Origin of the sequence: Erwinia plantamica, assembly GCF_043420595.1 — a bacterium.
In the GTDB taxonomy this organism is placed as follows: domain Bacteria; phylum Pseudomonadota; class Gammaproteobacteria; order Enterobacterales; family Enterobacteriaceae; genus Erwinia; species Erwinia aeris.
The window spans coordinates 76,443-99,077 of sequence record NZ_JBGCUC010000012.1 but is presented as its reverse complement, the minus strand read 5'-3'; the positions used below and the strand labels follow the sequence as shown (position 1 = coordinate 99,077).

Below are 22,635 nucleotides of genomic sequence, written 5' to 3'. Positions count from 1 at the left end.
AAAAAAGGCCGCATAAGCGGCCTTTTTAGCACTGGTAATTAGCGAGTTTCGCGTACGGCCAGGCGGGGCTGTGTTTTACGACCCAGCATACCCATCCAACCTGCGATCGCGGCTTCCACCAGCAGCGTGATCAGGGCGATCCAGCTGGCTTTTGCCGTAGCGGCGGCGGCTTGCTCACCGGCTTCACGGGCTTTCTGCTCCGCTTGTTTTTTCAGTTCCTGATATTTCTGGTAAGCCTGCTCATAGCTCTGTTGCGTCTGAGCAACGATCTGATCGACTTCCTGATCGCTCTTACCGGTACGGGCTTTAACGATGTTTTTCAGCGCGTCAACGTCGGCAGCCTGAAGGGTAGCCTGGTTACGCTGCACGAGGCCTGAGAACCAGCTGGCTAAATCGGTATCGGCATTCTGCTGATCTTTGGCAGTGTCCTCAGCCTGATTTTGCGCGGTATCGGCTTCTTTATTAGCGTCCTGCTGCAGTTTTTCCGGCTGCAATTCTGGCTTGCCGGTCTGACGCAGCGTGGTTTCCAGCTCGTTTTGCAGATTGTTCAGGTCAATATTGTTTTCCTGCAGCTTCTGCTTAATGTTCTGGCCTACAGAAGGCGCTACGCTGGAAATACCGTTGCCCAGCATGTTGAAGCCGGAGCCGATCACGCTGGCAGTACCGCTAACGGCGCTGCTAAGCACAATAGCGAACAGCCACACGCAAACCAGCGTGTTCACGGCCCACATCAGTAATCCGTGCAGCGCGCCTTCACGCTGTGCCAGGCGGCCGGTGATATAGGCGCCCGCACCGACAGAGATCAGCATGCTCAGCCCTGTCCAGATAGTGGCGCCCGTGCCCAGGCCTTCAAGCGGATTTTGTTCTTTTAACGGATCGATCGTGGTCGCGCCAATTGCCGTACCCAGAATGGTTAGCAGCAAATAAATAACCACGGAAAGGATCACGCCTGCGAAAATAGCGCTCCATGAAATACGCTTTAGCGGAATGCCGCTATTTACTTCATTGTAAACCGGATGAACTTGGTGATCGCTCATGAGAGAACTCCCTTGCCTGATATAGGTGTTGTTCCTGAAGACATTATTATCAAAAAGACTCTGTCTCTTGCCATGATAAGCCTGGCACCGGAACCTGGATTCTACCAGGAATAATTTTATTCAGAATTTTTATTTTTTATATCAGAGGGTTGTGTGTTTATTCTTTGCGTAAAAATGAATGTTTCAGGACGGGCGCAAATACCGGGGGTAATGTTATTTCGCCAGGATGACTTTTTTATTTCCGAAAAAAAAAGCGGACCTTTCGATCCGCTTCAATTTAAAGTGCGTATTAACCTTCGGCCTGTTTCGCCTGAATGGCGGTCAGGGCGATAGTATAAACAATATCGTCTACTAACGCGCCGCGCGACAGATCGTTAACCGGCTTGCGCATACCCTGCAGCATCGGCCCGATGGAAATAAGATCGGCAGAGCGCTGTACGGCTTTATAGGTGGTGTTACCGGTATTCAGATCCGGGAAGATAAACACGGTGGCGCGACCGGCGACCGGTGAATCCGGCGCTTTGGATTTGGCGACGTCGGCCATAATCGCAGCGTCGTACTGCAACGGGCCGTCGATCACCAGATCCGGGCGTTTCTCTTTGGCGATGCGCGTAGCCTCGCGCACTTTTTCCACGTCGCTGCCCGCGCCGGAGTTGCCGGTCGAGTAGGAGATCATCGCCACGCGCGGCTCAATGCCGAAAGCGGTAGCGGAATCGGCGGACTGGATGGCGATTTCAGCCAGCTGCTCCGGATTCGGATCCGGATTGATGGCGCAGTCGCCATACACCAGCACCTGCTCCGGCAGCAGCATAAAGAACACCGAAGAGACCAGCGAACTGCCCGGCGCGGTTTTAATCAGCTGTAACGGCGGACGAATGGTGTTGGCCGTGGTGTGCACCGCGCCGGAAACCAGACCGTCCACTTCGCTGCTTTCCAGCATCATGGTGCCCAGCATCACGTTGTCTTCCAGCTGCTCCTGCGCCACAACCTCGGTCATACCTTTGTTTTTACGCAGCTCCACCAGGCGAGGCACATAGTTTTCCCGCACCTGCTGTGGATCGACGATTTCGATGCCTTTCCCCAGCTCGACGCCCTGGGCTGCGGCTACGCGCTGGATCTCATCCGGATTGCCCAGCAGCACGCAGGTAGCGATGCCGCGTTCGGCACAGATAGCGGCCGCTTTAACGGTGCGCGGCTCGTCGCCTTCCGGCAGCACGATGCGCTTGCGGGCATGGCGGGCCAGCTCGGTCAGCTGATAGCGGAAGGCCGGCGGCGACAGGCGGCGGCTGCGCTCGGAGGCGGCGGTCAGCGAGTCAATCCAGTCGGCGCTGATATGGCTGGCCACGTATTCCTGCACCCGCTCAACGCGCTGGGTATCGTCGCTGGGCACTTCCAGGTTAAAGCTTTGCAGGCTCAGCGAGGTCTGCCAGGTATTGGTTTTCACCATAAACACCGGCAGGCCGGTCGCGAAGGCGCGTTCGCACAGGCGCTGGATAGGCGCATCGATCTGATAGCCGCCGGTCAGCAGGATAGCGCCGATCTCCACGCCGTTCATTGCCGCCAGGCAGGCAGCCACCAGCACGTCAGGACGGTCGGCGGAGGTCACCAGCAGCGAGCCGGGACGAAAATGCTCCAGCATATGCGGCAGGCTGCGGGCGCAGAACGTCACCGACTTCACGCGGCGCGTGGCAATATCGCCTTCGTTAATAATCTGCGCATTAAGATGGTGGCACATATCGATAGCGCGGGTAGCTATCAGATCGAAGCTCCACGGCACGCAGCCCAGCACCGGCAGCGGACTGTTGACGGCCAGCTGCTGCGGATCGATATTGGCAATGCTGGCCTTGGTGGAGTCATCAAAAATTTCGGAAAGGTCGGGACGGGTACGGCCCTGTTCATCAACAGGCGCGTTCAGCTTATTAACGATCACGCCCGTGATGTTTTTATTTTTGCTGCCGCCGAAACTGCTGCGCGTCAGCTTGATACGCTCCTGTAGCGCTTCCGGCGAATCGTTGCCGGGCGACATCACAAAAACGATCTCCGCGTTCAGCGTTTTGGCGATCTCATAGTTCAGCGCCGTAGCGAACTGATGCTTGCGCGTCGGCACCAGGCCTTCCACCAGCACCACTTCTGCATCTTTGGTGTTCTCGTGGTAGCGCGCGATGATCTCTTCCATCAGCACGTCCTGCTGATTAGCGCCGAGCAGCGATTCCACGCGGCTCATCTGCAGCGGTTCGGCTGCCGGAATCGCGGAGTTTTTACGGATAATCAGCGTGGTCTGGTCAAGCGAATCGCCGCCGGTACGCGGCTGGGCGATAGGTTTAAACACGCTGAGACGGACGCCTTTACGCTCCATCGCGCGGATAACGCCAAGGCTGACGCTGGTAAGACCGACGCTGGTGCCGGTAGGGATGAGCATTATGGTACGAGACAAGGTAAACCTCTCATAATTAGACCCGTTATGCCGATGCTTTAGCGATAACTGCCGGAAAAACAGCGGCGGTGGGTTTCCTGATGTCTGAAACAGCACCGTCAGCCTGAGCTGACGGTGTGCACTTAAGCGGTTAAGCGGCTGGCGTCCTGCGCAATCACCAGCTCTTCGTTAGTCGGGATGACAATAGCAGGTCGGGTGCCTTCTTTATTGATAAAACCCGCTTTGCCGAAGCGAGCGGCCAGATTACGCTCATGATCGGGTTCAAAACCGAGCAGCGCCAGTTTCTTCAGCGTCAGCTCGCGCACCATTGCGGCGTTTTCACCAATGCCGCCGGTAAAGATAACCGCGTCCAGCCGGCCTTCCATCAGCGCCGTATAGGAACCGATGTATTTGGCAAGGCGATGGCAATAAACGTCCATCGCGCGCTTAGCATCTTCTTTGGTGGTGTAGTTCTCTTCCACGTAGCGGCAGTCGCTGGTCACGCCGGTCAGGCCAAGCAGCCCGGACTCTTTGGTCAGCATTTTGTTGATGGCGTCAACGCTCATCCCCAGCGTGTCGTGCAGGAAAAACACAATCGCCGGATCGATATCGCCGGAGCGGGTGCCCATGACCAGGCCTTCCAGCGGCGTCAGGCCCATAGAGGTGTCCACGCACTCGCCGTTACGAATTGCGCTGACGGAACCGCCGTTGCCCAGATGACAGGTAATGATGTTCAGTTCATGCAGCGGCTTGTTAAGCGCTTTGGCCGCTTCGTGCGTGACGTAGTAGTGGCTGGTACCGTGAGCGCCGTAGCGGCGCACGCCGTGTTCCTTATATAAATGATAAGGCAGGGCATACAGGTAAGACTCTTCCGGCATGCTCTGATGAAACGCGGTATCGAACACCGCCACGTTTTTATCGGAAAGATGCGGAAAGTTTTTCATCGCTTCATCGATACCGATCAGGTGCGCCGGATTATGCAACGGCGCAAAAGAAGAGGCGTCTTTAATACCCTGAACAACGTCCTGGTCAATCACCACGGACTGGGTCAGCTTTTCGCCGCCGTGCACGATACGGTGACCTATTGCAGTAATTTGTGCAGACAGCGCTGGTTTTTGTGCCAGAATAGTTTTAACGATAAAGTTAAGAGCTTCACTGTGAGCTGCGCCAGCGCCCAGGGCCGCTTCCTGTTTTTCGCCTTCCAGTTTCCACTTGATGCGCGCTTCGGGCAGGTGGAAACATTCGGCTAAACCGGAAAGATATTCGTCGCCGTTTGCGGGATCAAGAATGGCGAATTTTAACGAAGAGCTACCGCAGTTCAAAACCAGAACTAACTTACTCGACATGGTAGGTCCTATTGGTTGAGGGTGGCGAAAAAAAACTCAATCAGACTATCAGCGTAGCGCATGAAAGCTGGTACATTATGATGAACATCATGCTGTCGGCATAATTTGTCCGAAAGCAAAAAAATTTCATAAAAACCCAAAGATTTTTTGAATTTGTGCGGGCCGACCCGTGTGAGCTCAGCAGAATCGCAGCAAGCATGTAACAGCCATTCAACAATCGCGCACAGGATAACCAGAGTGCCTTGTAAAGACAAAATTTTTTGAAGGCTGTAAGGTAAAGTTGTTACGTGGTATTTTTTGTTTAATTTTTATCCGTGAAGTTGAGGTCAACCATGGCAAATGAATCCGGCACTGTCGGTTGGGTCAAGCTGTTTCAGAACGGGCAGCATTATATGAAGACGTGGCCAGCCGACAAGCGTCTTGCGCCTCTGTTTCCGGAAAACAGAGTTACCACGGCGACGCGATTCGGCATCCGTTTTATGCCGCCGCTGGCCGTCTTCGCCATGACCTGGCAGATCGCGTTGGGGGGCCAGCTTGGGCCTGCCGTCGCCACCGCGCTGTTCGCCTGTAGCCTGCCGATGCAGGGCCTGTGGTGGCTGGGCAAACGTTCCGCCACGCCGCTGCCGCCCACGCTGCTTAGCTGGTTTCATGAAGTGCGCGAAAAACTTCAGGCCGCTGGCCAGGCGCTGGCGCCTGTTGAAGGCAAACCTACTTACCAGGCTCTCGCCGACGTGCTGAAGCGCGCTTTCGGTCAGCTGGACAAAACTTTCCTCGACGATCTCTGAGTTCTACGGTTTTCGCCGCTGCGGCGGCGAAAAACTGCCCTGCATCAAAGAAGTAGCGGTTTGCTGTGCCTCGCTACAGCGCGTTATGCGATCCTTGCGCCATCCTTTCATTTTGTCCACCGTGACACCAGGAGTTGATGATGGAAATGAGCCATGCGCAGCGTTTAATCCTTTCTAACCAGTACAAGCTGATGATCCTGTTGGATCCCGATAATCTTGAGCGCTATCGTCGTCTGCAAACGATCGTCGAACGCGGCTATGGCCTGCAAATGCGCGAGTTGGATCGCGAATTCGGCGAGCTGCCGGAATCCGTCTGCCGTACGCTGATTGATATTATGGAGATGCACCACGCGCTGCATGTGTCCTGGACAAATCTGAAAGATCCCAGCGAAATCGAAGCGCGTCGCCTGCAGTTTTTAGGCTTCGACGCCGCTACCGAGGCGCGATTCCTTGGCTACGTGCGGTTTATGGTACAGATTGAAGGCCGCTATACTCAGTTTGATGCGGGCAGCCACGGCTTTAACGCCCAGACGCCGATGTGGGAAAAGTATCAACGGATGCTGGCCGTATGGCACACTTGCCCAAGGCAGTATCATCTGAGCGCGAACGAGATCGCGCAAATCATCAACGCCTGAGAAGGAACATGTAGTGAAGTGTAAAGGTTTTCTGTTTGATTTGGACGGCACGCTGGTGGACTCTCTCCCGGTAGTCGAGCGCGCCTGGGTAAACTGGGCCTCGCGGCACAACATCGCAGCGGATGAGGTGCTGAATTTTATCCACGGCAAGCAGGCTATCACCTCACTGCGTCATTTTATGGCCGGCGCGTCTGAAGAGGCCATCCAGCAGGAGTTTCTGGCGCTGGAAAAAATCGAAGCGGAAGATACTGACGGCATCGTAGCTTTACCGGGCGCGCAGGAACTGCTCGCCACGCTTAACGAGCTGCATATTCCGTGGGCTATCGTTACGTCCGGCTCTGTTCCCGTTGCTTCTGCCCGGCGTAAGGCGGCTGGCCTGCCGGAACCGGAGGTATTCGTCACCGCTGAACGCGTGCAAAACGGTAAGCCGGCACCGGATGCCTATTTACTGGGCGCCCAGCTGCTGGAGCTGGAGCCAGAAGAGTGCGTGGTAGTGGAAGACGCCGCTGCGGGTATCCTTTCCGGCCTCGCGGCGGGCAGCCATGTGATTGCCGTCAACGCCCCTGCCGGTTCACCTCGTCTGGAAGAGGTCGCCATGCAGCTCAGCTCGCTGGAGGAGCTGATCATCAATAAAAACGGTGACGGCACCATCGACGTGCATCGAAAGCACTAACTTATGATTTAGCCCCGCATCCGCGGGGCTTTTTTATGGCATCCTCCCGACAGTTTTGCTCATAAGCGGGAAGCGGATGTGAATAACGAGCTTATCTGGGTGCTGAGCCTGCTGGCAATGGCGATCGCGCTGTTTGTCAGCGGCAAGGTGCGTATGGATGTTGTGGCGCTGCTGGTGATTATCGCCTTTGTGCTTAGCGGCACGCTGACCTTGCAGGAAGCCACGATGGGCTTCAGCGACGCTAACGTGCTGCTGATCGCGGCGCTGTTTGTGATCGGTGAAGGGCTGGTTCGTACCGGCGTGGCGCTGAGAATGGGCGACTGGCTGATGAAAATGGCGGGCAGCAGCGAAGCGAAAATGCTGGCTTTGCTGATGCTGACCGTAGCCGGTCTGGGCGCGTTTATGAGCTCTACCGGCGTGGTGGCGATTTTTATCCCGGTAGTGATGAGCGTCTCGGCGAAGATGAACCGTTCGCCGGGCAGGCTGATGATGCCACTGAGCTTCGCGGGGCTGATCAGCGGCATGCTGACGCTGGTCGCGACGGCGCCCAATCTGGTGATCAACAGCGAGCTGGTGCGGGAAGGGCTGGCGGGTTTCGGCTTCTTCGACGTCACGCCGATCGGGCTGGTCGCGCTGCTGCTGGGTATCGGCTATATGCTTGTCGCGCGTTTCTGGCTGGGCGCGGCGGAAAACAAACAGGCCAGAAAAGGACAGGAACGCACTTTCCGCGATCTGATCAGGGATTACAGGCTGAGCGGCAGAGCGCGCCGCCTGGCCGTGCACCCCGGTTCGCCGCTGATTGGCGAGCCGCTGGATGATTTACGGTTGCGCGAGCGCTACGGCATTAACGTGGTTGGGCTGGAGCGCTGGCGCAAATTCCGGCGGGTGATGGTGCCGGTGACCGGCATGACGCAGTTTCGCGCCCGCGACGTGCTGCTGATCGATATGTCCGCCGCCGATATCGATATCCGCGAATTTTGCAGCGAATACCGGCTGGAACCGATGATCCTGCGCGGCGAATACTTTTCCGATCGGGCGCAGGATGTCGGCATGGCGGAAGTGCTGATTTTTCCCGATTCCGAACTGCAGGGCAAAACGCTGCGGGAAAGCTCGTTCCGTACGCGTTACGGCGTGAGCGTGATCGGCATCCGCCGTCGCGGCGAGGTACTGGAAGGCTTACTGAGCGATCTGCCGCTGGAGCTGGGGGACTGTTTGCTGGTGATCGGCGACTGGAAAAAAATCACTCAGCTGCAGCTACAAAAGCGGGACGTGCTGCTGCTCAGCCTGCCTGCTGAGGTTAAAGACGTCGCGCCCGCCAGCAGCCAGGCGCCGCACGCCATTTTTTGCCTGGCGCTGATGGTTGCCATGATGCTCACCAATGAAATCCCCAATCCCATAGCGGCGCTCATTGCCTGTTTGCTGATGGGTAAATTTCGCTGCATCGATATGGAAAGCGCCTACCGGGCGATCCACTGGCCGAGCATTATTTTAATTGTGGGCATGATGCCGTTTGCGCTGGCGCTGCAAAAAACCGGGGGAATAACGCTGATTGTCGATGGATTGATGGATCTGGCCGGCGGCTATACGCCGCACGTCATGCTGACCTGCCTGTTCGTTCTGTGCGCGACTATCGGTCTGTTTATCTCTAATACCGCCACGGCGGTGCTGATGGCGCCGGTTGGCGTCGCCGCAGCGCATCAAATGGGCGTTTCGCCTTATCCTTTCGCCATGATTGTCGCGGTAGCGGCTTCCAGCGCCTTTATGACGCCGGTTTCCAGTCCGGTCAACACGCTGGTGCTGGGGCCGGGCGGCTATCGCTTCAGCGATTTTGTCAAAACGGGCGTGCCTTTTACGCTGCTGATTATGGTGGTCAGCGTGCTGCTGGTGCCGCTGCTCTTCCCGTTTTAATCGCGGCTACAGCGATTGCTGGCTGATTTCATCCAGCGACAGGCTGAAGCTCGGCACGAAGACCTCTACAAAATAGTCCATTTCCGGGCTGCGCCGTTGAGTCAGGGTCTTTTCCAGCCGGGCTTTCGCCAGCTGAAACTCATGGTTACCGGCGGCCAGCTCTTCCAGACATTTCAGGTAGGCGCAGAGCGCATCAGCCTGCTTGACGATAGCCGTCTCGTCTTCGCTGCGCTGCTGCTCGTCCAGCAGCGGTCGCCAGGCATCCTGCAGCTCGTCGGGCAGCATCTCGACCAGCTTCTGCTGCGCTATCTTTTCAATCTTCTTATATTCGTTGGCGATCTGCGCGTTGTAATACTTTACCGGCGTTGGCAAATCGCCCGTCAGGACTTCGCTGGCGTCGTGGTACATCGCCATCAGCGCGATCCGTTCCGCGTTAAGGTTGCCGTTGAATTTTTTATTTTTAATCACCGCCAGCGCATGGGCCACCATCGCCACCTGCAGGCTATGTTCGGAAACGTTTTCCGTGCGCACGTTGCGCATCAGCGGCCAGCGGTTGATGAGTTTAAGACGGGAGAGATGGGCGAAAAAATGACTTTGATTCATCGGACGGTTTCCTGTGCCTGAAGACCAGAGCGGTAAGTATTCCGCTCTGGCATCACGGTAGTTTACAGAATGCAGCGATATTGGCCGATCCGGTTCGGTATCAGACTACTGGCGATAGCCTTCCAGGAAACGGCCGAACTTGCTGATAGCCATTTCAAGATCGTTTACGTGGGGAAGGGTAACGATGCGCACATGATCCGGCCATGGCCAGTTAAAGGCGCTGCCCTGCACCAGCAGCACTTTTTCCTGCAGCAGGAAATCCAGCACCATTTTCTGATCGTCATGGAGATTGAATTTTTTGGCATCGATTTTCGGGAACATATAAAGCGCGCCGTCCGGCTTGACGCAGCTGACGCCCGGAATATCGTTGATCAGTTCCCAGGCGCGCTGGCGCTGTTCATACAGCCTGCCGCCCGGCACGATAAACTCGCTGATGCTCTGGTAGCCGCCCAGCGCGGTCTGAATGGCGTGCTGCGCAGGCACGTTAGCGCACAGGCGCATTGAGGCCAGCATTTCCAGCCCTTCAATGTAGCCTTTGGCATGTTTTTTCGGCCCGTTCAGCACCATCCAGCCCTGGCGGAACCCCGCCACGCGGTAGGTTTTTGACAGACCGTTAAAGGTAATGGTTAACAGATCCGGCGCCAGCGCGGCGATAGAGTGGTGCTGAGCGGCGTCATAAAGGATTTTGTCGTAGATTTCATCGGCGAAAATGATCAAATTATGCTGTCTGGCCAGCTCCACGACTTCCAGCAGCAGCTCCTTGCTGTAAACTGCGCCGGTTGGGTTATTTGGGTTAATAATCACGATACCGCGCGTGCGCGGAGTGATTTTACTGCGAATGTCGTCCAGGTCCGGGAACCAGCCAGCCGACTCGTCACAAAGGTAGTGCACCGCTTTACCGCTGGAAAGCGAAACGGCGGCCGTCCATAGCGGATAATCGGGCGCCGGCACCAGCATCTCATCGCCGCTGTTCAGCAATGCCTGCATCGATTGCACGATCAGTTCGGAAACGCCGTTGCCGATATAAACGTCCTCGACGGTGATTTCGCGCAGGCCGCGAGCCTGATAGTGCTGCACGATAGCTTTACGCGCCGAATAGAGACCTTTAGAGTCGCAGTAACCCTGCGCGCTCGGCAGGTTGCGAATAACATCGACCAGGATTTCGTCAGGGGCTTCAAAACCAAAAGGCGCAGGATTGCCAATATTGAGCTTGAGGACTTTATTGCCTTCTTCTTCAAGGCGTCTGGCTTCTTTTAATACCGGGCCTCGGATGTCATAACAAACGTTATCGAGCTTGCTGGATTTATCAATTGGGGTCATTTCATTCGCCTTTGGCTGAGCCGCATTCCTGCCGTGGAAAAGTAAACCCGCACAATGTACTCCTCTCGCCAGCGCTTTTGAAGCCCGATAGCGGGTTTGCCCGGCGCGCCTGCGCGTTGTCTGAACGGCACAGCAGCAAAGCCCGTTCAGGTTCGACGCTTTTTCCTGGAGAAGGTTTAATAAAACTTACGCCTGCATTGGGTGCAGGAGCGTGTAAAAAAGCCCGTTTTTTTGCAAGCAAGAAGGCCATTTTTGTAACGATTAGGTAAAATAAGATGCATTGACACCGCATGAAACTATTCAGCTTTGCTTAACTGGCTGGTCAGTGGTTGCCCATCACCGCAGCAACAGGCGACGGTGACAAAAAGCGACAGAACCTTAACGGGAGAGCAGTCGTTGCTGATATATTGTTACTAATTGATAAATTTTTATGGTGCAAAGCGAGCAGAAGGTGCGATCCACAATAAAAAATTATTTTACTGATAAGAATAATCGGATTTGGGCTTAAAAAGTAATCGACAGTATGTCAGGATATCCTTCAGGAAAAAGGACGTATGACGAGCCTGTTTCCGGAACAATATTTAGCGCGTTTTATCGCCAATAATGTTAAGCTTTGTTTATTATTATTCCACTGTGACTACAGTGTTCTGGCTGTTTGATTTTTTATGGTTGTCTTACACTAACAGCGCCGGGCTAATCCAGCGGGCGGCTGGACGGTAACAGGGTGTGGCGGCAGGTAACCTGACGCACGCTGAAGTACCAAACGTATAAATCTGTCAGCGGCCTTGCAACGGCATCAGTCGGGCATATTGGGCCGCTGGGATAACGCGTTTGTGATTAAGGCAATGACGAGCCAACGGGTCGCATTGCCTACGGTTGTCTCTCTATCTTATTGATAAAGCAGATAATAACACCAGGATAGTAGTATCTTAAAAATCTTATAAAAGTGAAGAAAACATGACCAGTGCAAATCGTCCAATTCTTAATCTCGATCTCGATCTGCTCAGAACGTTTGTGGCCGTCGCCGATCTGAATACTTTTGCCGCTGCCGCGGCGGCAGTATGCCGTACGCAGTCTGCTGTCAGCCAGCAGATGCAGCGTCTGGAGCAGCTGGTAGGGAAAGAGCTGTTCGCCCGGCATGGCCGTAATAAGCTGCTGACCGAGCACGGTATTCAGCTGCTGGGCTACGCCAGAAAAATCCTGCGCTTTAACGATGAAGCCTGCACCTCGCTGATGTACAGCAATATCCAGGGCGTGCTGACTATCGGCGCTTCTGACGATACGTCAGACACCATTCTGCCTTTCCTGCTCAACCGCGTGACCTCGGTTTATCCGAAGCTGGCTATCGATGTTCGCGTCAAGCGTAATCCATTTATGATGGAAATGCTGAACCAGGGAGAAGTAGACCTGGTGGTAACCACTTCCAGCCCGATGAACTTTACCTGGCAGGTCCTGCGTACTTCGCCCACGCTCTGGTACTGTGCGGCCGATTACGTGTTCCAGCGCGGAGAAGCAATTCCTCTGGTGCTGCTGGACGAGCCAAGCCCTTATCGTGATATGGCTATTGATCACCTTAACGAAGCGGGTATCCCGTGGCGCATCTCTTATGTGGCCTCTACGCTGGCTGCCGTCCGCGCCGCCGTTAAAGCGGGTCTGGGCGTGACCGCTCGTCCGGTAGAGATGATGAGCCCGGAACTCCGCGTGATGGGTGCAGCCGAAGGGTTGCCGATGCTGCCGGATACGGAATACCTGCTGTGCCGCAATCCGGAAAGCGACAACGAACTGGCGCTGGCTATTTTCAACGCCATGGAGTCGAGCAACGATCCCTACAATCTGACCGCTACGGGTCAGGATCGCTCCGCTTTTGCAGATGAAGACGAGTGATAATTCGGTTTCTCTAACATCCTGATTAATATTCACAAAAGTTAGCAGAGCTGTTTAAAAAAGCCTTTCGAAACGGTTAGTGTTTCGGAGGGCTTTTTTTATGCCTTAATTTCCTTTCTCCCGCGTTTTTCTCCTGGTCTTTTTTATGCTGGTGTTTTAAAAAGCGCCAACGCCGTTTGTTGACCTTATCCGGCATCGTGAAAAAATTAAAAATCAAATTGAATTGATTTTGCTCACTTCTGCCTGGCTATTTTTTTCTCATAAAGACTAAAACCGTGTGCTGGATCAAAAAAATAACCCTTGTAAGGGGAAGGAAATGCAGGCAATTCCTGCCAGAATAGCCTGTGTTAAAACCGCGATCCGTGCAGGGAAATACCCGCTACACTTTAGTGCAGGGTCGGTCACTGACACGATTTAGCGCAATCTTTGCGCATCAAATGTTAAATAAATGCTACTTGTGTAAAATAACCTACGGATACTTTTATGAAAGTTGACAGAAGGTTATATAAAGGAGTAAAAAACCCCATAAAATTGCTGCTTAATCAACAAAGACAGCATAGTTTATCTGGTTTTTTATTTTTTCCCGTGAATCGAGGCTTCAGCCAACTGCCGTGCATGAGAGCAGCCCCCTGACGCCCTTTATTGAGTTAAGCAGAGTGTATGTCAACAACCACTGAAGTCGTCGCTCATCATTGGGCGTTTGCCGTATTTCTGATCGTCTCCATCGGTCTGTGCTGTGCAATGTTAGCCGGAGCGTGGTTTCTGGGCGGAAAAGCACGCGGAAGATACACAAATACCCCTTTTGAGTCCGGCGCCGCGCCGGTCGGCACCGCCAAGATGCGCATGTCCGCCAAGTTCTACCTGGTCGCCATGTTCTTCGTCATTTTCGACGTGGAAGCGCTCTATCTGTATGCATGGTCGACCGCCATCCGCGAAAGCGGCTGGATCGGCTTTATCGAAGCCACCATCTTTATTTTGGTACTGCTTGCCGGACTGGTTTATCTGGTGCGGATCCGCGCGCTGGACTGGGCACCCCCACCTCGCCGTGTGGTAGCCAAAACCACTACCGTTTCGCATTCCCATCGTCACACGCAGTAAAAGCGAGGCATAACAATGGATTATACGCTAACCCGCGCAGACCCGAACGGCGATAACGATCGCTACCCGCTGCAGAAGCAGGAGATCGTCACCGACCCGCTGGAAAAGCACGTTCATCAAAGCGTTTATATGGGCAAGCTCGAACATGCTCTGCACGATATGGTGAACTGGGGACGTAAAAACTCTCTGTGGCCGTTTAACTTCGGCCTTTCCTGTTGTTACGTAGAGATGACAACTTCCTTTACCTCCGTGCACGACGTGGCGCGATTTGGTTCCGAAGTTATCCGCGCCTCGCCTCGTCAGGCCGACTTCATGGTAGTAGCCGGTACGCCTTTCACCAAAATGGCACCGGTTATTCAGCGTCTTTACGACCAGATGCTGGAGCCCAAGTGGGTGATTTCGATGGGTGCCTGCGCTAACTCGGGCGGCATGTACGATATCTATTCCGTGGTGCAGGGCGTGGATAAATTCCTGCCGGTTGACGTTTATATTCCCGGCTGTCCGCCGCGCCCCGAAGCCTATATGCAGGCTCTGCTGCTGCTCCAGGAATCGATCGGCAAAGAGCGTCGTCCGCTTTCCTGGGTGGTCGGCGATCAGGGCGTTTATCGAGCCAACATGCAGTCCGAACGTGAAAGGAAGCAGGGCGAACGCATTGCGGTCACCAACTTGCGCACCCCGGACGAAATTTAAGAGTTAATGAACAAGGCCCAAACAGCACGCAGAAAAAAATAATACGCGGGCGGCCTGTTCTGACGCCAATACTGAGTGCCTGTCGACAGGCCCACATGGTGAACGACCTATGACAGATTTAACCACGCAAGATCTCGCTCAGCCAGAATGGCAAACCCGGGATCACCTGGATGACCCGGTGATCGGCGAATTGCGTAACCGTTTTGGGCCAGATGCCTTTACCGTTCAGCCAACCCGCACCGGCATTCCGGTGGTCTGGGTAAGACGCGAACAATTATTGGAAATTGTAGAGTTTCTGCGCAAGCTGCCGAAGCCTTACGTCATGCTGTACGATCTGCACGGTATGGACGAACGCCTGCGCACGCATCGCGACGGACTGCCAGCGGCGGATTTTTCCGTTTTCTATCACCTGCTGTCCATTGAGCGCAATCGCGACATTATGCTCAAGGTGGCGCTGTCCGAAAACGATTTGCATGTACCTACCATCACCAAAATTTTCGCCAACGCCAACTGGTACGAGCGCGAAACCTGGGAGATGTTCGGCATTACGTTTGATGGCCATCCGCACCTGACGCGTATCATGATGCCGCAAACCTGGGAAGGCCATCCGCTGCGTAAAGATTACCCGGCGCGCGCTACCGAATTCGATCCCTTCGAGCTGACCAAGCAGAAAGAAGATCTGGAAATGGAGGCGATGACCTTCAAACCGGAAGAGTGGGGCATGAAGCGCGGCACCGCCAACGAGGACTTTATGTTCCTCAACCTGGGCCCTAACCATCCTTCGGCGCACGGTGCTTTCCGCATTATTTTGCAGCTGGACGGCGAAGAGATTGTCGACTGCGTGCCGGATATCGGCTACCACCATCGTGGCGCGGAGAAGATGGGCGAGCGCCAGTCCTGGCACAGCTATATCCCCTATACCGACCGCATTGAATATCTTGGCGGCTGCGTAAACGAGATGCCTTACGTGCTGGCGGTAGAAAAGCTGGCGGGCATTAAAGTGCCTGAGCGCGTTGACGTGATCCGCGTGATGCTTTCCGAACTGTTCCGTATCAACAGCCACCTTCTCTATATTTCTACTTTTATTCAGGACGTCGGGGCGATGTCACCGGTGTTCTTTGCCTTTACCGACCGCCAGAAAATTTATGACGTGGTGGAAGCTATTACCGGCTTCCGTATGCATCCGGCGTGGTTCCGCATCGGCGGCGTGGCGCACGATCTGCCGAAGGGCTGGGATCGTCTGCTGCGCGAATTCCTTGACTGGATGCCGAAGCGCCTGAAGGCCTACGAACAGACGGCGCTGAAAAACTCCGTGCTGATTGGCCGCGCCAAAGGCGTATCCGCCTACAACATGGAAGAGGCGCTGGCATGGGGCACCACGGGCGCGGGCCTGCGCGCAACCGGTCTGGACTTCGACGTGCGCAAATGGCGTCCTTACTCCGGCTACGAAAACTTTGATTTTGAAGTGCCGATTGGTGACGGCATCAGCTGCGCCTACACCCGCGTTATGCTGAAAATGGAAGAGATGCGGCAGAGTATGCGCATCCTGGAACAGTGCCTGAAAAACATGCCGGAAGGGCCGTTTAAAGCCGATCATCCGCTGACCACGCCGCCGCCGAAAGAGCGCACGCTGCAGCATATTGAAACGCTGATCACCCACTTCCTGCAGGTTTCGTGGGGTCCGGTGATGCCGGCCAACGAGTCTTTCCAGATGATTGAAGCTACCAAAGGGATCAACAGCTACTATCTGACCAGCGACGGCAGCACCATGAGCTACCGCACCCGCGTGCGCACGCCTAGCTTCCCGCATCTGCAGCAGATCCCTTCCGTCATCAACGGCAGCCTGGTATCCGATCTGATCGTTTACCTCGGCAGTATTGATTTTGTTATGTCAGACGTGGACCGCTAATTATGCACGATCAAAGAATTGCGATCGAAACGATCGAGCCTTCAGATGCTTTCGTCCTGAGTGCGACAGAGCATGATGCGATAGAACAGGAAAAGCACCATTACGAAGATGCGCGGGCGGCGTCGATTGAAGCGCTGAAAATCGTGCAGAAACAGCGTGGCTGGGTGCCGGATGGCGCTATCAAAGCCATTGCCGACGTGCTGGGCATTCCGGCCAGCGACGTAGAGGGCGTAGCCACGTTTTACAGCCAGATCTTCCGCCAGCCGGTTGGCCGCCATGTGATCCGCTACTGCGACAGCGTGGTGTGCCATATCACCGGCTATCAGGGTATTCAGGCAGCGCTGGAAGCCAGCCTGAACATCAAGCCGGGCCAGACCACGCCGGACGGCCGCTTTACGCTGCTGCCGACCTGCTGCCTGGGCAACTGCGACAAAGGCCCGACGATGATGGTGGATGAGGACACGCATGTGCATCTCACGCCGGAAAACGTCGTCACGTTACTGGAGCAGTATCAATGACCATTAAAGAGATTGTTCGTACTGCAGAGACGCACCCGCTGACCTGGCGTATGCGCGAAGACAAGCAGGCGGTGTTCCTCGATGAATATCGCAGCAAAAACGGCTATGCCGGAGCGGAAAAGGCGCTGAAGGGCATGGCGCCTGACGAAATCGTGGCGCTGGTAAAAGATTCCGGCCTGAAAGGGCGCGGCGGCGCAGGTTTCTCCACGGGACTGAAGTGGAGCCTGATGCCGAAAGACGAATCCATGAACATTCGTTACCTGCTGTGTAACGCCGATGAGATGGAGCCGGGCACCTATAAAGACCGTCTGCTGATGGAGCAAATGCCGCACCAGCTGGTGGAAGGGATGCTGATTAGCGCCTTCGCGCTGAAAGCGTATCGCGGCTATATCTTCCTGCGCGGCGAATATATTGAAGCGGCCGTCAACCTGCGTCGCGCCATCGCGGAAGCGACCGAAGCGGGCTATCTCGGCAAAAACATTCTGGGCACCGGCTTTGATTTCGAGCTGATCGTGCATACCGGCGCGGGCCGCTATATCTGCGGCGAAGAAACCGCGCTGATTAACTCGCTGGAAGGCCGCCGCGCTAACCCGCGCTCCAAGCCGCCTTTCCCTGCTTCGGCAGGCGTCTGGGGCAAGCCGACCTGCGTCAATAACGTGGAAACGCTGTCCAACGTGCCGGCAATCCTCGCCAACGGCGTCGACTGGTACAAGAACATCTCTAAGAGCGACGATACCGGCACCAAGATGATGGGCTTTTCCGGCCGGGTGAAAAACCCTGGCGTCTGGGAGCTGCCTTTCGGCACCACGGCGCGCGAAATTCTGGAAGAGTACGCGGGCGGCATGCGCGATGGCCTGAAGTTTAAAGCCTGGCAGCCGGGTGGCGCGGGCACCGACTTCCTGACCGAATCGCATCTGGATCTGCCGATGGAGTTCGCCAGCATTGGCAAAGCGGGCAGCCGTCTGGGCACCGCGCTGGCGATGGCGGTCGACCACGAAATCAATATGGTATCGCTGGTGCGCAACCTGGAAGAGTTTTTTGCTCGCGAGTCGTGCGGCTGGTGTACGCCGTGCCGCGACGGCCTGCCGTGGAGCGTAAAAATCCTGCGCGCGCTGGAGCGGAAAGAAGGGCAGCCGGGCGATATCGAAACCCTGCTGCAGCTTTGCCGCCAGCTTGGGCCGGGCAAAACTTTCTGTGCGCACGCGCCGGGCGCGGTAGAGCCGCTGCAGAGCGCCATCAAGTATTTCCGTGAAGAATTTGAAGCCGGCATGGCGCCGCAGGTTTACAGCAACGCGCACGCGATCGCCGGTATCCAGGCGAACCTGCTGAAGGCGCGCTGGTAAAAATACCGTGCAAACAAAGAAATGCGCGAAATAACCAAATTAATTGGCGTTGTAGCCAGGCAGCAAGAGAACGCATCCCCGGCAGCTTACTTCAGTAAGTGACCGGGGTAAGAGAACGCCGCTAACACCGCTACAACGTCAGGTAAGACGGTTATTTAAAGAATTGTGTTTAACGCTCGGTTTCGAGCCTTACTTGAGCAATTTCACTATGGCTACAATTCATGTAGACGGTAAAGAATACGACGTCGACGGCGCGGACAACCTGCTACAGGCTTGCCTCTCGCTCGGCCTTGATATTCCTTATTTTTGCTGGCATCCGGCGCTCGGTAGCGTCGGCGCCTGCCGCCAGTGCGCGGTAAAGCAATTCCAGAATGCCGAAGATACCCGTGGTCGCCTGGTGATGTCCTGTATGACGCCAGCCTCCGACGGCACCTTTATTTCTATTGATGACGGCGAAGCGAAAGAGTTTCGGGAAAGCGTGGTGGAGTGGCTGATGACCAACCACCCGCACGACTGTCCGGTCTGTGAAGAGGGCGGTAACTGCCATCTCCAGGATATGACGGTGATGACCGGCCACAGCTTCCGCCGCTACCGCTTTACCAAACGCACCCACCGCAATCAGGATCTCGGCCCGTTCATCTCGCACGAAATGAACCGTTGTATCGCCTGCTATCGCTGCGTGCGCTACTACAAAGATTACGCGGACGGCAAAGACCTGGGCGTGTATGGCGCGCATGACAACGTCTACTTCGGTCGCCCGGAAGACGGTGTGCTGGAGAGCGAGTTCTCCGGCAACCTGGTGGAAATCTGCCCTACCGGCGTATTTACCGATAAAACGCACTCCGAGCGTTATAACCGTAAATGGGATATGCAGTACGCGCCAAGCATCTGCCAGCAGTGCAGCGTCGGCTGCAACACCAGCCCCGGCGAGCGTTACGGCGAACTGCGTCGTATTGAGAACCGCTATAACGGCACCGTAAACCAGTACTTCCTGTGCGACCGTGGCCGCTTCGGCTATGGCTACGTCAACCTGAAGGATCGTCCGCGCCAGCCGATGCAGCGTCGCGGCGACGACTGGATCGCGCTCAACGCCGAGCAGGCGATGCAGGGCGCGGCGGACGTGCTGCGCCAGGCGAAAAAAGTGATTGGTATCGGTTCGCCACGCGCCAGCGTTGAAAGCAACTTCGCGCTGCGTGAGCTGGTCGGTGCCGAGAACTTCTCCACCGGTATTCCGGCTGGCGAGCAGGCGCGTCTGGAACTGATGCTGAAAGTACTGCGCGAAGGCGGTATCCATACGCCAGCGCTGCGCGAAATCGAAAGCTACGATGCCGTGCTGGTGCTGGGCGAAGATCTGACCCAGGTCGGCGCACGCATCGCGCTCTCCGTGCGCCAGGCCGTTAAGGGCAAAGCGCGCGAAATGGCGGCGGCGCAGAAAGTGGCCGACTGGCAGATTGCGGCGATTATGAACATCGGCCAACACGCCAAACATCCGCTGTTTGTCACCAACGTAGACGAAACCCGTCTGGACGACATCGCCGCCTGGAGCTATCGCGCACCGGTGGAAGATCAGGCGCGTCTGGGCTTCGCTATTGCTAACGCGCTGGATGAAACGGCGCCGGCGGTAGACGGTCTCGATCGTGAACTGAGCGGTAAGATCGACGTAGTGGTACAGGCGCTGGCCGGCGCGAAGAAACCGCTGATTATTTCCGGCGTGCACGCGGGCAGCGAGGCGATGATCCAGGCGGCGGCTAACGTTGCCAGAGCGCTGAAAGGACGCGGCGCGGATGTGGGTATCACTTTGCTATCCGGCGCAGCCAATAGCGTGGGCCTGGGCATGATCGGCGGCAAGCCGCTGGATGCAGCGCTCGACGAGCTTTCAAGTGGCTCTGCCGATGCTGTTATCATTATGGAAAACGATCTCTATCGCCATGCGCCAAAAGCCCGTGTCGATGCGGCGTTGACCAACACGCCGAACGTGATCGTTATCGATCATCAACGCACGGCGACCACCGAGAAAGCGGGTCTGATCCTTTCCACCGCCAGCTTTGCAGAAAGCGACGGCACCGTGGTCAATCAGGAAGGCCGCGCGCAGCGCTTCTTCCAGGTTTACGATCCGTCCTACTACGATGACAAAATCCAGATGCTGGAAAGCTGGCGCTGGCTGCACTCGCTGGCCAGCACCATCAGCAGCCGCGAAGTGGACTGGACGCAGCTCGATCACGTGATCGATGCCTGCGTGGCGGCACTGCCGCAGCTGGCCGGGATCAAGGCCGCCGCGCCGGACGCCAGCTTCCGTATTCGCGGTCAGAAACTGGCCCGCTCGCCGATCCGCGCCAGCGGCCGTACCGCGGCTCGCGCCAATATCAGCGTGCACGAACCGCGTCAGCCGCAGGATAAAGACACCATGTTCGCCTTCTCTATGGAAGGGAACAACCAGCCGAATGCGCCTCGTTCGCAGATCCCGTTTGCCTGGGCGCCAGGCTGGAACTCTCCGCAGGCGTGGAATAAGTTCCAGGACGAAGTGGGCGGCAAACTGCGCTTTGGCGATCCGGGCGTGCGCCTGTTCGAAGCGGGCGAAGGCCAGCTGGAATGGTTCACCGCCGTGCCGGAAGCCTTCGCGGGCAAAGAGAACGGCTGGCGCGTCGCGCCTTACTTCCATCTGTTCGGCAGCGAAGAGATGACCCAGCGTTCACCGGTATTCCAGCAGCGTATGCCGCTGCCTTACGTGATGGTTAACCCGCAAGACGCGGCGAAACTGGGCGTCAACGCAGGCGCTACGGTCGCCTTCCGCTGCGCGGGCGAAACGCTGCGTCTGCCGGTTCGCTTCTCGACCGCCTTGCAGGCAGGGCAGGTGGGTTTACCGTTGGGCTTGCCGGGCGTACCGCCGTTCCTGCTGGGGGCAAGTATTGAGGATCTGCAGGAGGCAACACAATGAGCTGGCTGACACCGGAAGTTACAGATGTACTGATTGCCGTCGGCAAAGCGCTGGTGATCCTGTTTGTGGTGGTAGGCTGCGGCGCCTTTATGAGCTTTGGCGAACGTCGCCTGCTGGGCCTGTTCCAGAACCGCTACGGGCCAAACCGCGTCGGCTGGGGCGGTTCGCTCCAGCTGGTGGCGGACATGATCAAAATGTTCTTTAAAGAGGACTGGACGCCGCCGTTTACCGACCGCGTGATTTTTACGCTGGCGCCGATGATCGCGTTCACCTCGCTGCTGCTGGCAATGGCCATTGTGCCGGTCACCTCGACCTGGATGGGCGCGGATCTGAATATCGGTCTGCTGTTTTTCCTGATGATGGCCGGTCTGGCCGTGTACGCGGTGTTGTTTGCGGGCTGGTCGAGTAATAACAAATACTCGCTGCTGGGCGCGATGCGCGCCTCGGCGCAGACGCTGAGCTACGAAGTGTTCCTCGGCCTGTCGCTGATGGGCGTGGTGGCGCAGGCCGGTTCCTTCAATATGGTGGATATCGTCAACAGCCAGCAGCACCTGTGGAACATCATTCCGCAGTTCTTTGGCTTCCTGACCTTTGCCATTGCGGGCGTCGCGGTCTGTCACCGTCATCCTTTTGACCAGCCGGAAGCAGAGCAGGAGCTGGCCGACGGTTACCACATCGAATACGCCGGTATGAAGTTCGGCCTGTTCTTTGTCGGTGAATACGTCGGTATCGTAACCGTCTCTTCCCTGATTGTGACGCTGTTCTTCGGCGGCTGGAACGGTCCGTGGCTGCCGCCCGTTTTCTGGTTCGCGATTAAAACAGCTTTCTTCATGATGATGTTTATTCTGATCCGTGCTGCGCTGCCGCGTCCGCGCTACGACCAGGTGATGTCGTTCGGCTGGAAAGTATGTCTGCCGTTGACGCTGTTGAACCTGCTGGCGACTGCCGCAGTGATTCTGTACAACGCGCAGTAAGAGGTTATTACCATGAAAATAAAAGATATTCTGGTAGGGTTCGGCACCACGGTACGCAGTATCGTCCTGATCGGATCGAATGCTTTTGCCAAGCGTGAAACGCAGATGTACCCGGAGGAGCCGGTCTATTTGCCGCCTCGCTACCGTGGCCGCATCGTGCTGACCCGCGATCCCGACGGCCAGGAGCGCTGCGTGGCCTGTAACCTGTGCGCGGTAGCCTGTCCGGTAGGCTGTATTTCGCTGCAAAAGGCAGAAACGCTGGACGGCCGTTGGTATCCGGAGTTTTTCCGCATCAACTTCTCGCGCTGCATTTTCTGCGGCCTGTGTGAAGAAGCCTGTCCGACCACCGCTATCCAGCTTACCCCCGATTTCGAGCTGGGCGAGTTTAAGCGTCAGGATCTGGTTTATGAAAAAGAGAACCTGCTGATCTCCGGGCCGGGCAAATATCCGGAATATAACTTCTACCGGATGGCGGGCATGGCGATCGAAGGCAAAGACAAAGGTGAAGCGGAAAGCGAAGCCAAACCCATCGACGTCAAGGGTTTGTTACCTTAAGGAGCCAGG

At 56.1% G+C, this 22,635-nt stretch carries 18 protein-coding genes; 13 read left to right on the top strand and 5 right to left on the bottom strand.

The window, feature by feature from the left end; translation table 11 throughout:
- Positions 1 to 38: 38 nt before the first annotated feature.
- The 3 genes from AB3U87_RS14125 to ackA all read right to left on the bottom strand — a co-directional run bounded on the left by AB3U87_RS14125 (position 39) and on the right by ackA (position 4,796).
- A complete protein-coding gene (locus AB3U87_RS14125; RefSeq protein WP_394149442.1) occupies positions 39 to 1,037 on the bottom strand; it encodes an APC family permease in 999 nt (332 codons plus the stop codon).
- A 289-nt stretch (positions 1,038 to 1,326) separates the two neighbouring features.
- Positions 1,327 to 3,471: a phosphate acetyltransferase gene (gene pta, locus AB3U87_RS14120; RefSeq protein ID WP_253459759.1), complete on the bottom strand. Its 2,145-nt coding sequence runs from the start codon at positions 3,469 to 3,471 to the stop codon at positions 1,327 to 1,329.
- A 122-nt stretch (positions 3,472 to 3,593) separates the two neighbouring features.
- The gene (gene ackA, locus AB3U87_RS14115) at positions 3,594 to 4,796 is read right to left on the bottom strand and encodes an acetate kinase (RefSeq protein WP_253459762.1); all 1,203 of its coding nucleotides are present in this window, start codon (positions 4,794 to 4,796) and stop codon (positions 3,594 to 3,596) included.
- 332 nt (positions 4,797 to 5,128) lie between these two features.
- On the opposite strand from ackA, the gene yfbV reads away from it, so the two are divergent.
- The 4 genes from yfbV to AB3U87_RS14095 all read left to right on the top strand — a co-directional run bounded on the left by yfbV (position 5,129) and on the right by AB3U87_RS14095 (position 8,797).
- The gene (gene yfbV / locus AB3U87_RS14110; RefSeq protein WP_253459766.1) at positions 5,129 to 5,581 is read left to right on the top strand and encodes a terminus macrodomain insulation protein YfbV; all 453 of its coding nucleotides are present in this window, start codon (positions 5,129 to 5,131) and stop codon (positions 5,579 to 5,581) included.
- A gap of 140 nt (positions 5,582 to 5,721) precedes the next feature.
- Positions 5,722 to 6,216, top strand: a complete 495-nt coding sequence (locus AB3U87_RS14105) for a YfbU family protein (protein ID WP_394149439.1) — start codon at positions 5,722 to 5,724, stop codon at positions 6,214 to 6,216.
- Positions 6,217 to 6,229: 13 nt separating this feature from the next.
- Positions 6,230 to 6,889, top strand: a complete 660-nt coding sequence (locus AB3U87_RS14100) for a sugar phosphatase (protein ID WP_301251932.1) — start codon at positions 6,230 to 6,232, stop codon at positions 6,887 to 6,889.
- Positions 6,890 to 6,967: 78 nt separating this feature from the next.
- Positions 6,968 to 8,797: an SLC13 family permease gene (locus tag AB3U87_RS14095; protein ID WP_253459772.1), complete on the top strand. Its 1,830-nt coding sequence runs from the start codon at positions 6,968 to 6,970 to the stop codon at positions 8,795 to 8,797.
- Positions 8,798 to 8,803: 6 nt separating this feature from the next.
- Here AB3U87_RS14095 and yfbR read toward each other — a convergent pair whose 3' ends face one another.
- Both yfbR and AB3U87_RS14085 read right to left on the bottom strand, forming a co-directional pair.
- The gene (yfbR, locus tag AB3U87_RS14090) at positions 8,804 to 9,400 is read right to left on the bottom strand and encodes a 5'-deoxynucleotidase (protein WP_253459774.1); all 597 of its coding nucleotides are present in this window, start codon (positions 9,398 to 9,400) and stop codon (positions 8,804 to 8,806) included.
- 105 nt (positions 9,401 to 9,505) lie between these two features.
- Positions 9,506 to 10,720 (bottom strand): pyridoxal phosphate-dependent aminotransferase, encoded by a 1,215-nt coding sequence (locus AB3U87_RS14085; RefSeq protein ID WP_253459776.1) that lies wholly within the window; start codon positions 10,718 to 10,720, stop codon positions 9,506 to 9,508.
- Between the two features lie 957 nt (positions 10,721 to 11,677).
- Between AB3U87_RS14085 and lrhA the strand changes: the two genes are divergently transcribed.
- The 9 genes from lrhA to nuoI all read left to right on the top strand — a co-directional run bounded on the left by lrhA (position 11,678) and on the right by nuoI (position 22,626).
- The gene (gene lrhA / locus AB3U87_RS14080; RefSeq protein WP_125288256.1) at positions 11,678 to 12,604 is read left to right on the top strand and encodes a transcriptional regulator LrhA; all 927 of its coding nucleotides are present in this window, start codon (positions 11,678 to 11,680) and stop codon (positions 12,602 to 12,604) included.
- 660 nt (positions 12,605 to 13,264) lie between these two features.
- Positions 13,265 to 13,702, top strand: coding sequence for an NADH-quinone oxidoreductase subunit A (locus AB3U87_RS14075; RefSeq protein ID WP_253459778.1), 438 nt, complete (start codon positions 13,265 to 13,267; stop codon positions 13,700 to 13,702).
- A 15-nt stretch (positions 13,703 to 13,717) separates the two neighbouring features.
- A complete protein-coding gene (locus tag AB3U87_RS14070) occupies positions 13,718 to 14,392 on the top strand; it encodes a NuoB/complex I 20 kDa subunit family protein (protein WP_125288254.1) in 675 nt (224 codons plus the stop codon).
- 109 nt (positions 14,393 to 14,501) lie between these two features.
- Entirely contained in the window at positions 14,502 to 16,301 is a 1,800-nt protein-coding gene (gene nuoC, locus AB3U87_RS14065) for an NADH-quinone oxidoreductase subunit C/D (RefSeq protein ID WP_253459780.1), read from the top strand.
- Between the two features lie 2 nt (positions 16,302 to 16,303).
- Entirely contained in the window at positions 16,304 to 16,819 is a 516-nt protein-coding gene (gene nuoE, locus AB3U87_RS14060; RefSeq protein ID WP_253459782.1) for an NADH-quinone oxidoreductase subunit NuoE, read from the top strand.
- 2 nt (positions 16,820 to 16,821) lie between these two features.
- On the top strand, positions 16,822 to 18,162 hold the full coding sequence (gene nuoF / locus AB3U87_RS14055; RefSeq protein WP_253461264.1) for an NADH-quinone oxidoreductase subunit NuoF: 1,341 nt from the start codon (positions 16,822 to 16,824) through the stop codon (positions 18,160 to 18,162).
- Between the two features lie 208 nt (positions 18,163 to 18,370).
- Positions 18,371 to 21,097, top strand: coding sequence for an NADH-quinone oxidoreductase subunit NuoG (nuoG, locus tag AB3U87_RS14050; RefSeq protein ID WP_253459784.1), 2,727 nt, complete (start codon positions 18,371 to 18,373; stop codon positions 21,095 to 21,097).
- Positions 21,094 to 22,071, top strand: coding sequence for an NADH-quinone oxidoreductase subunit NuoH (gene nuoH / locus AB3U87_RS14045; protein ID WP_253459787.1), 978 nt, complete (start codon positions 21,094 to 21,096; stop codon positions 22,069 to 22,071). Before nuoG ends, nuoH begins: the two co-directional genes overlap by 4 nt.
- 12 nt (positions 22,072 to 22,083) lie before the next feature.
- Positions 22,084 to 22,626, top strand: coding sequence for an NADH-quinone oxidoreductase subunit NuoI (gene nuoI, locus AB3U87_RS14040; protein ID WP_253459790.1), 543 nt, complete (start codon positions 22,084 to 22,086; stop codon positions 22,624 to 22,626).
- Positions 22,627 to 22,635: the final 9 nt, after the last annotated feature.

Bases quoted from the DNA above. Each gene is read 5' to 3' on its own strand.
- AB3U87_RS14125 (WP_394149442.1), bottom strand. From the start codon at position 1,037: ATGAGCGATCACCAAGTTCATCCGGTTTACAATGAAGTAAATAGCGGC.
- ackA (WP_253459762.1), bottom strand. From the start codon at position 4,796: ATGTCGAGTAAGTTAGTTCTGGTTTTGAACTGCGGTAGCTCTTCGTTA.
- yfbV (WP_253459766.1), top strand. From the start codon at position 5,129: ATGGCAAATGAATCCGGCACTGTCGGTTGGGTCAAGCTGTTTCAGAAC.
- AB3U87_RS14105 (WP_394149439.1), top strand. From the start codon at position 5,722: ATGGAAATGAGCCATGCGCAGCGTTTAATCCTTTCTAACCAGTACAAG.
- yfbR (WP_253459774.1), bottom strand. From the start codon at position 9,400: ATGAATCAAAGTCATTTTTTCGCCCATCTCTCCCGTCTTAAACTCATC.
- AB3U87_RS14085 (WP_253459776.1), bottom strand. From the start codon at position 10,720: ATGACCCCAATTGATAAATCCAGCAAGCTCGATAACGTTTGTTATGAC.
- lrhA (WP_125288256.1), top strand. From the start codon at position 11,678: ATGACCAGTGCAAATCGTCCAATTCTTAATCTCGATCTCGATCTGCTC.
- AB3U87_RS14075 (WP_253459778.1), top strand. From the start codon at position 13,265: ATGTCAACAACCACTGAAGTCGTCGCTCATCATTGGGCGTTTGCCGTA.
- AB3U87_RS14070 (WP_125288254.1), top strand. From the start codon at position 13,718: ATGGATTATACGCTAACCCGCGCAGACCCGAACGGCGATAACGATCGC.
- nuoC (WP_253459780.1), top strand. From the start codon at position 14,502: ATGACAGATTTAACCACGCAAGATCTCGCTCAGCCAGAATGGCAAACC.
- nuoE (WP_253459782.1), top strand. From the start codon at position 16,304: ATGCACGATCAAAGAATTGCGATCGAAACGATCGAGCCTTCAGATGCT.
- nuoG (WP_253459784.1), top strand. From the start codon at position 18,371: ATGGCTACAATTCATGTAGACGGTAAAGAATACGACGTCGACGGCGCG.
- nuoH (WP_253459787.1), top strand. From the start codon at position 21,094: ATGAGCTGGCTGACACCGGAAGTTACAGATGTACTGATTGCCGTCGGC.
- nuoI (WP_253459790.1), top strand. From the start codon at position 22,084: ATGAAAATAAAAGATATTCTGGTAGGGTTCGGCACCACGGTACGCAGT.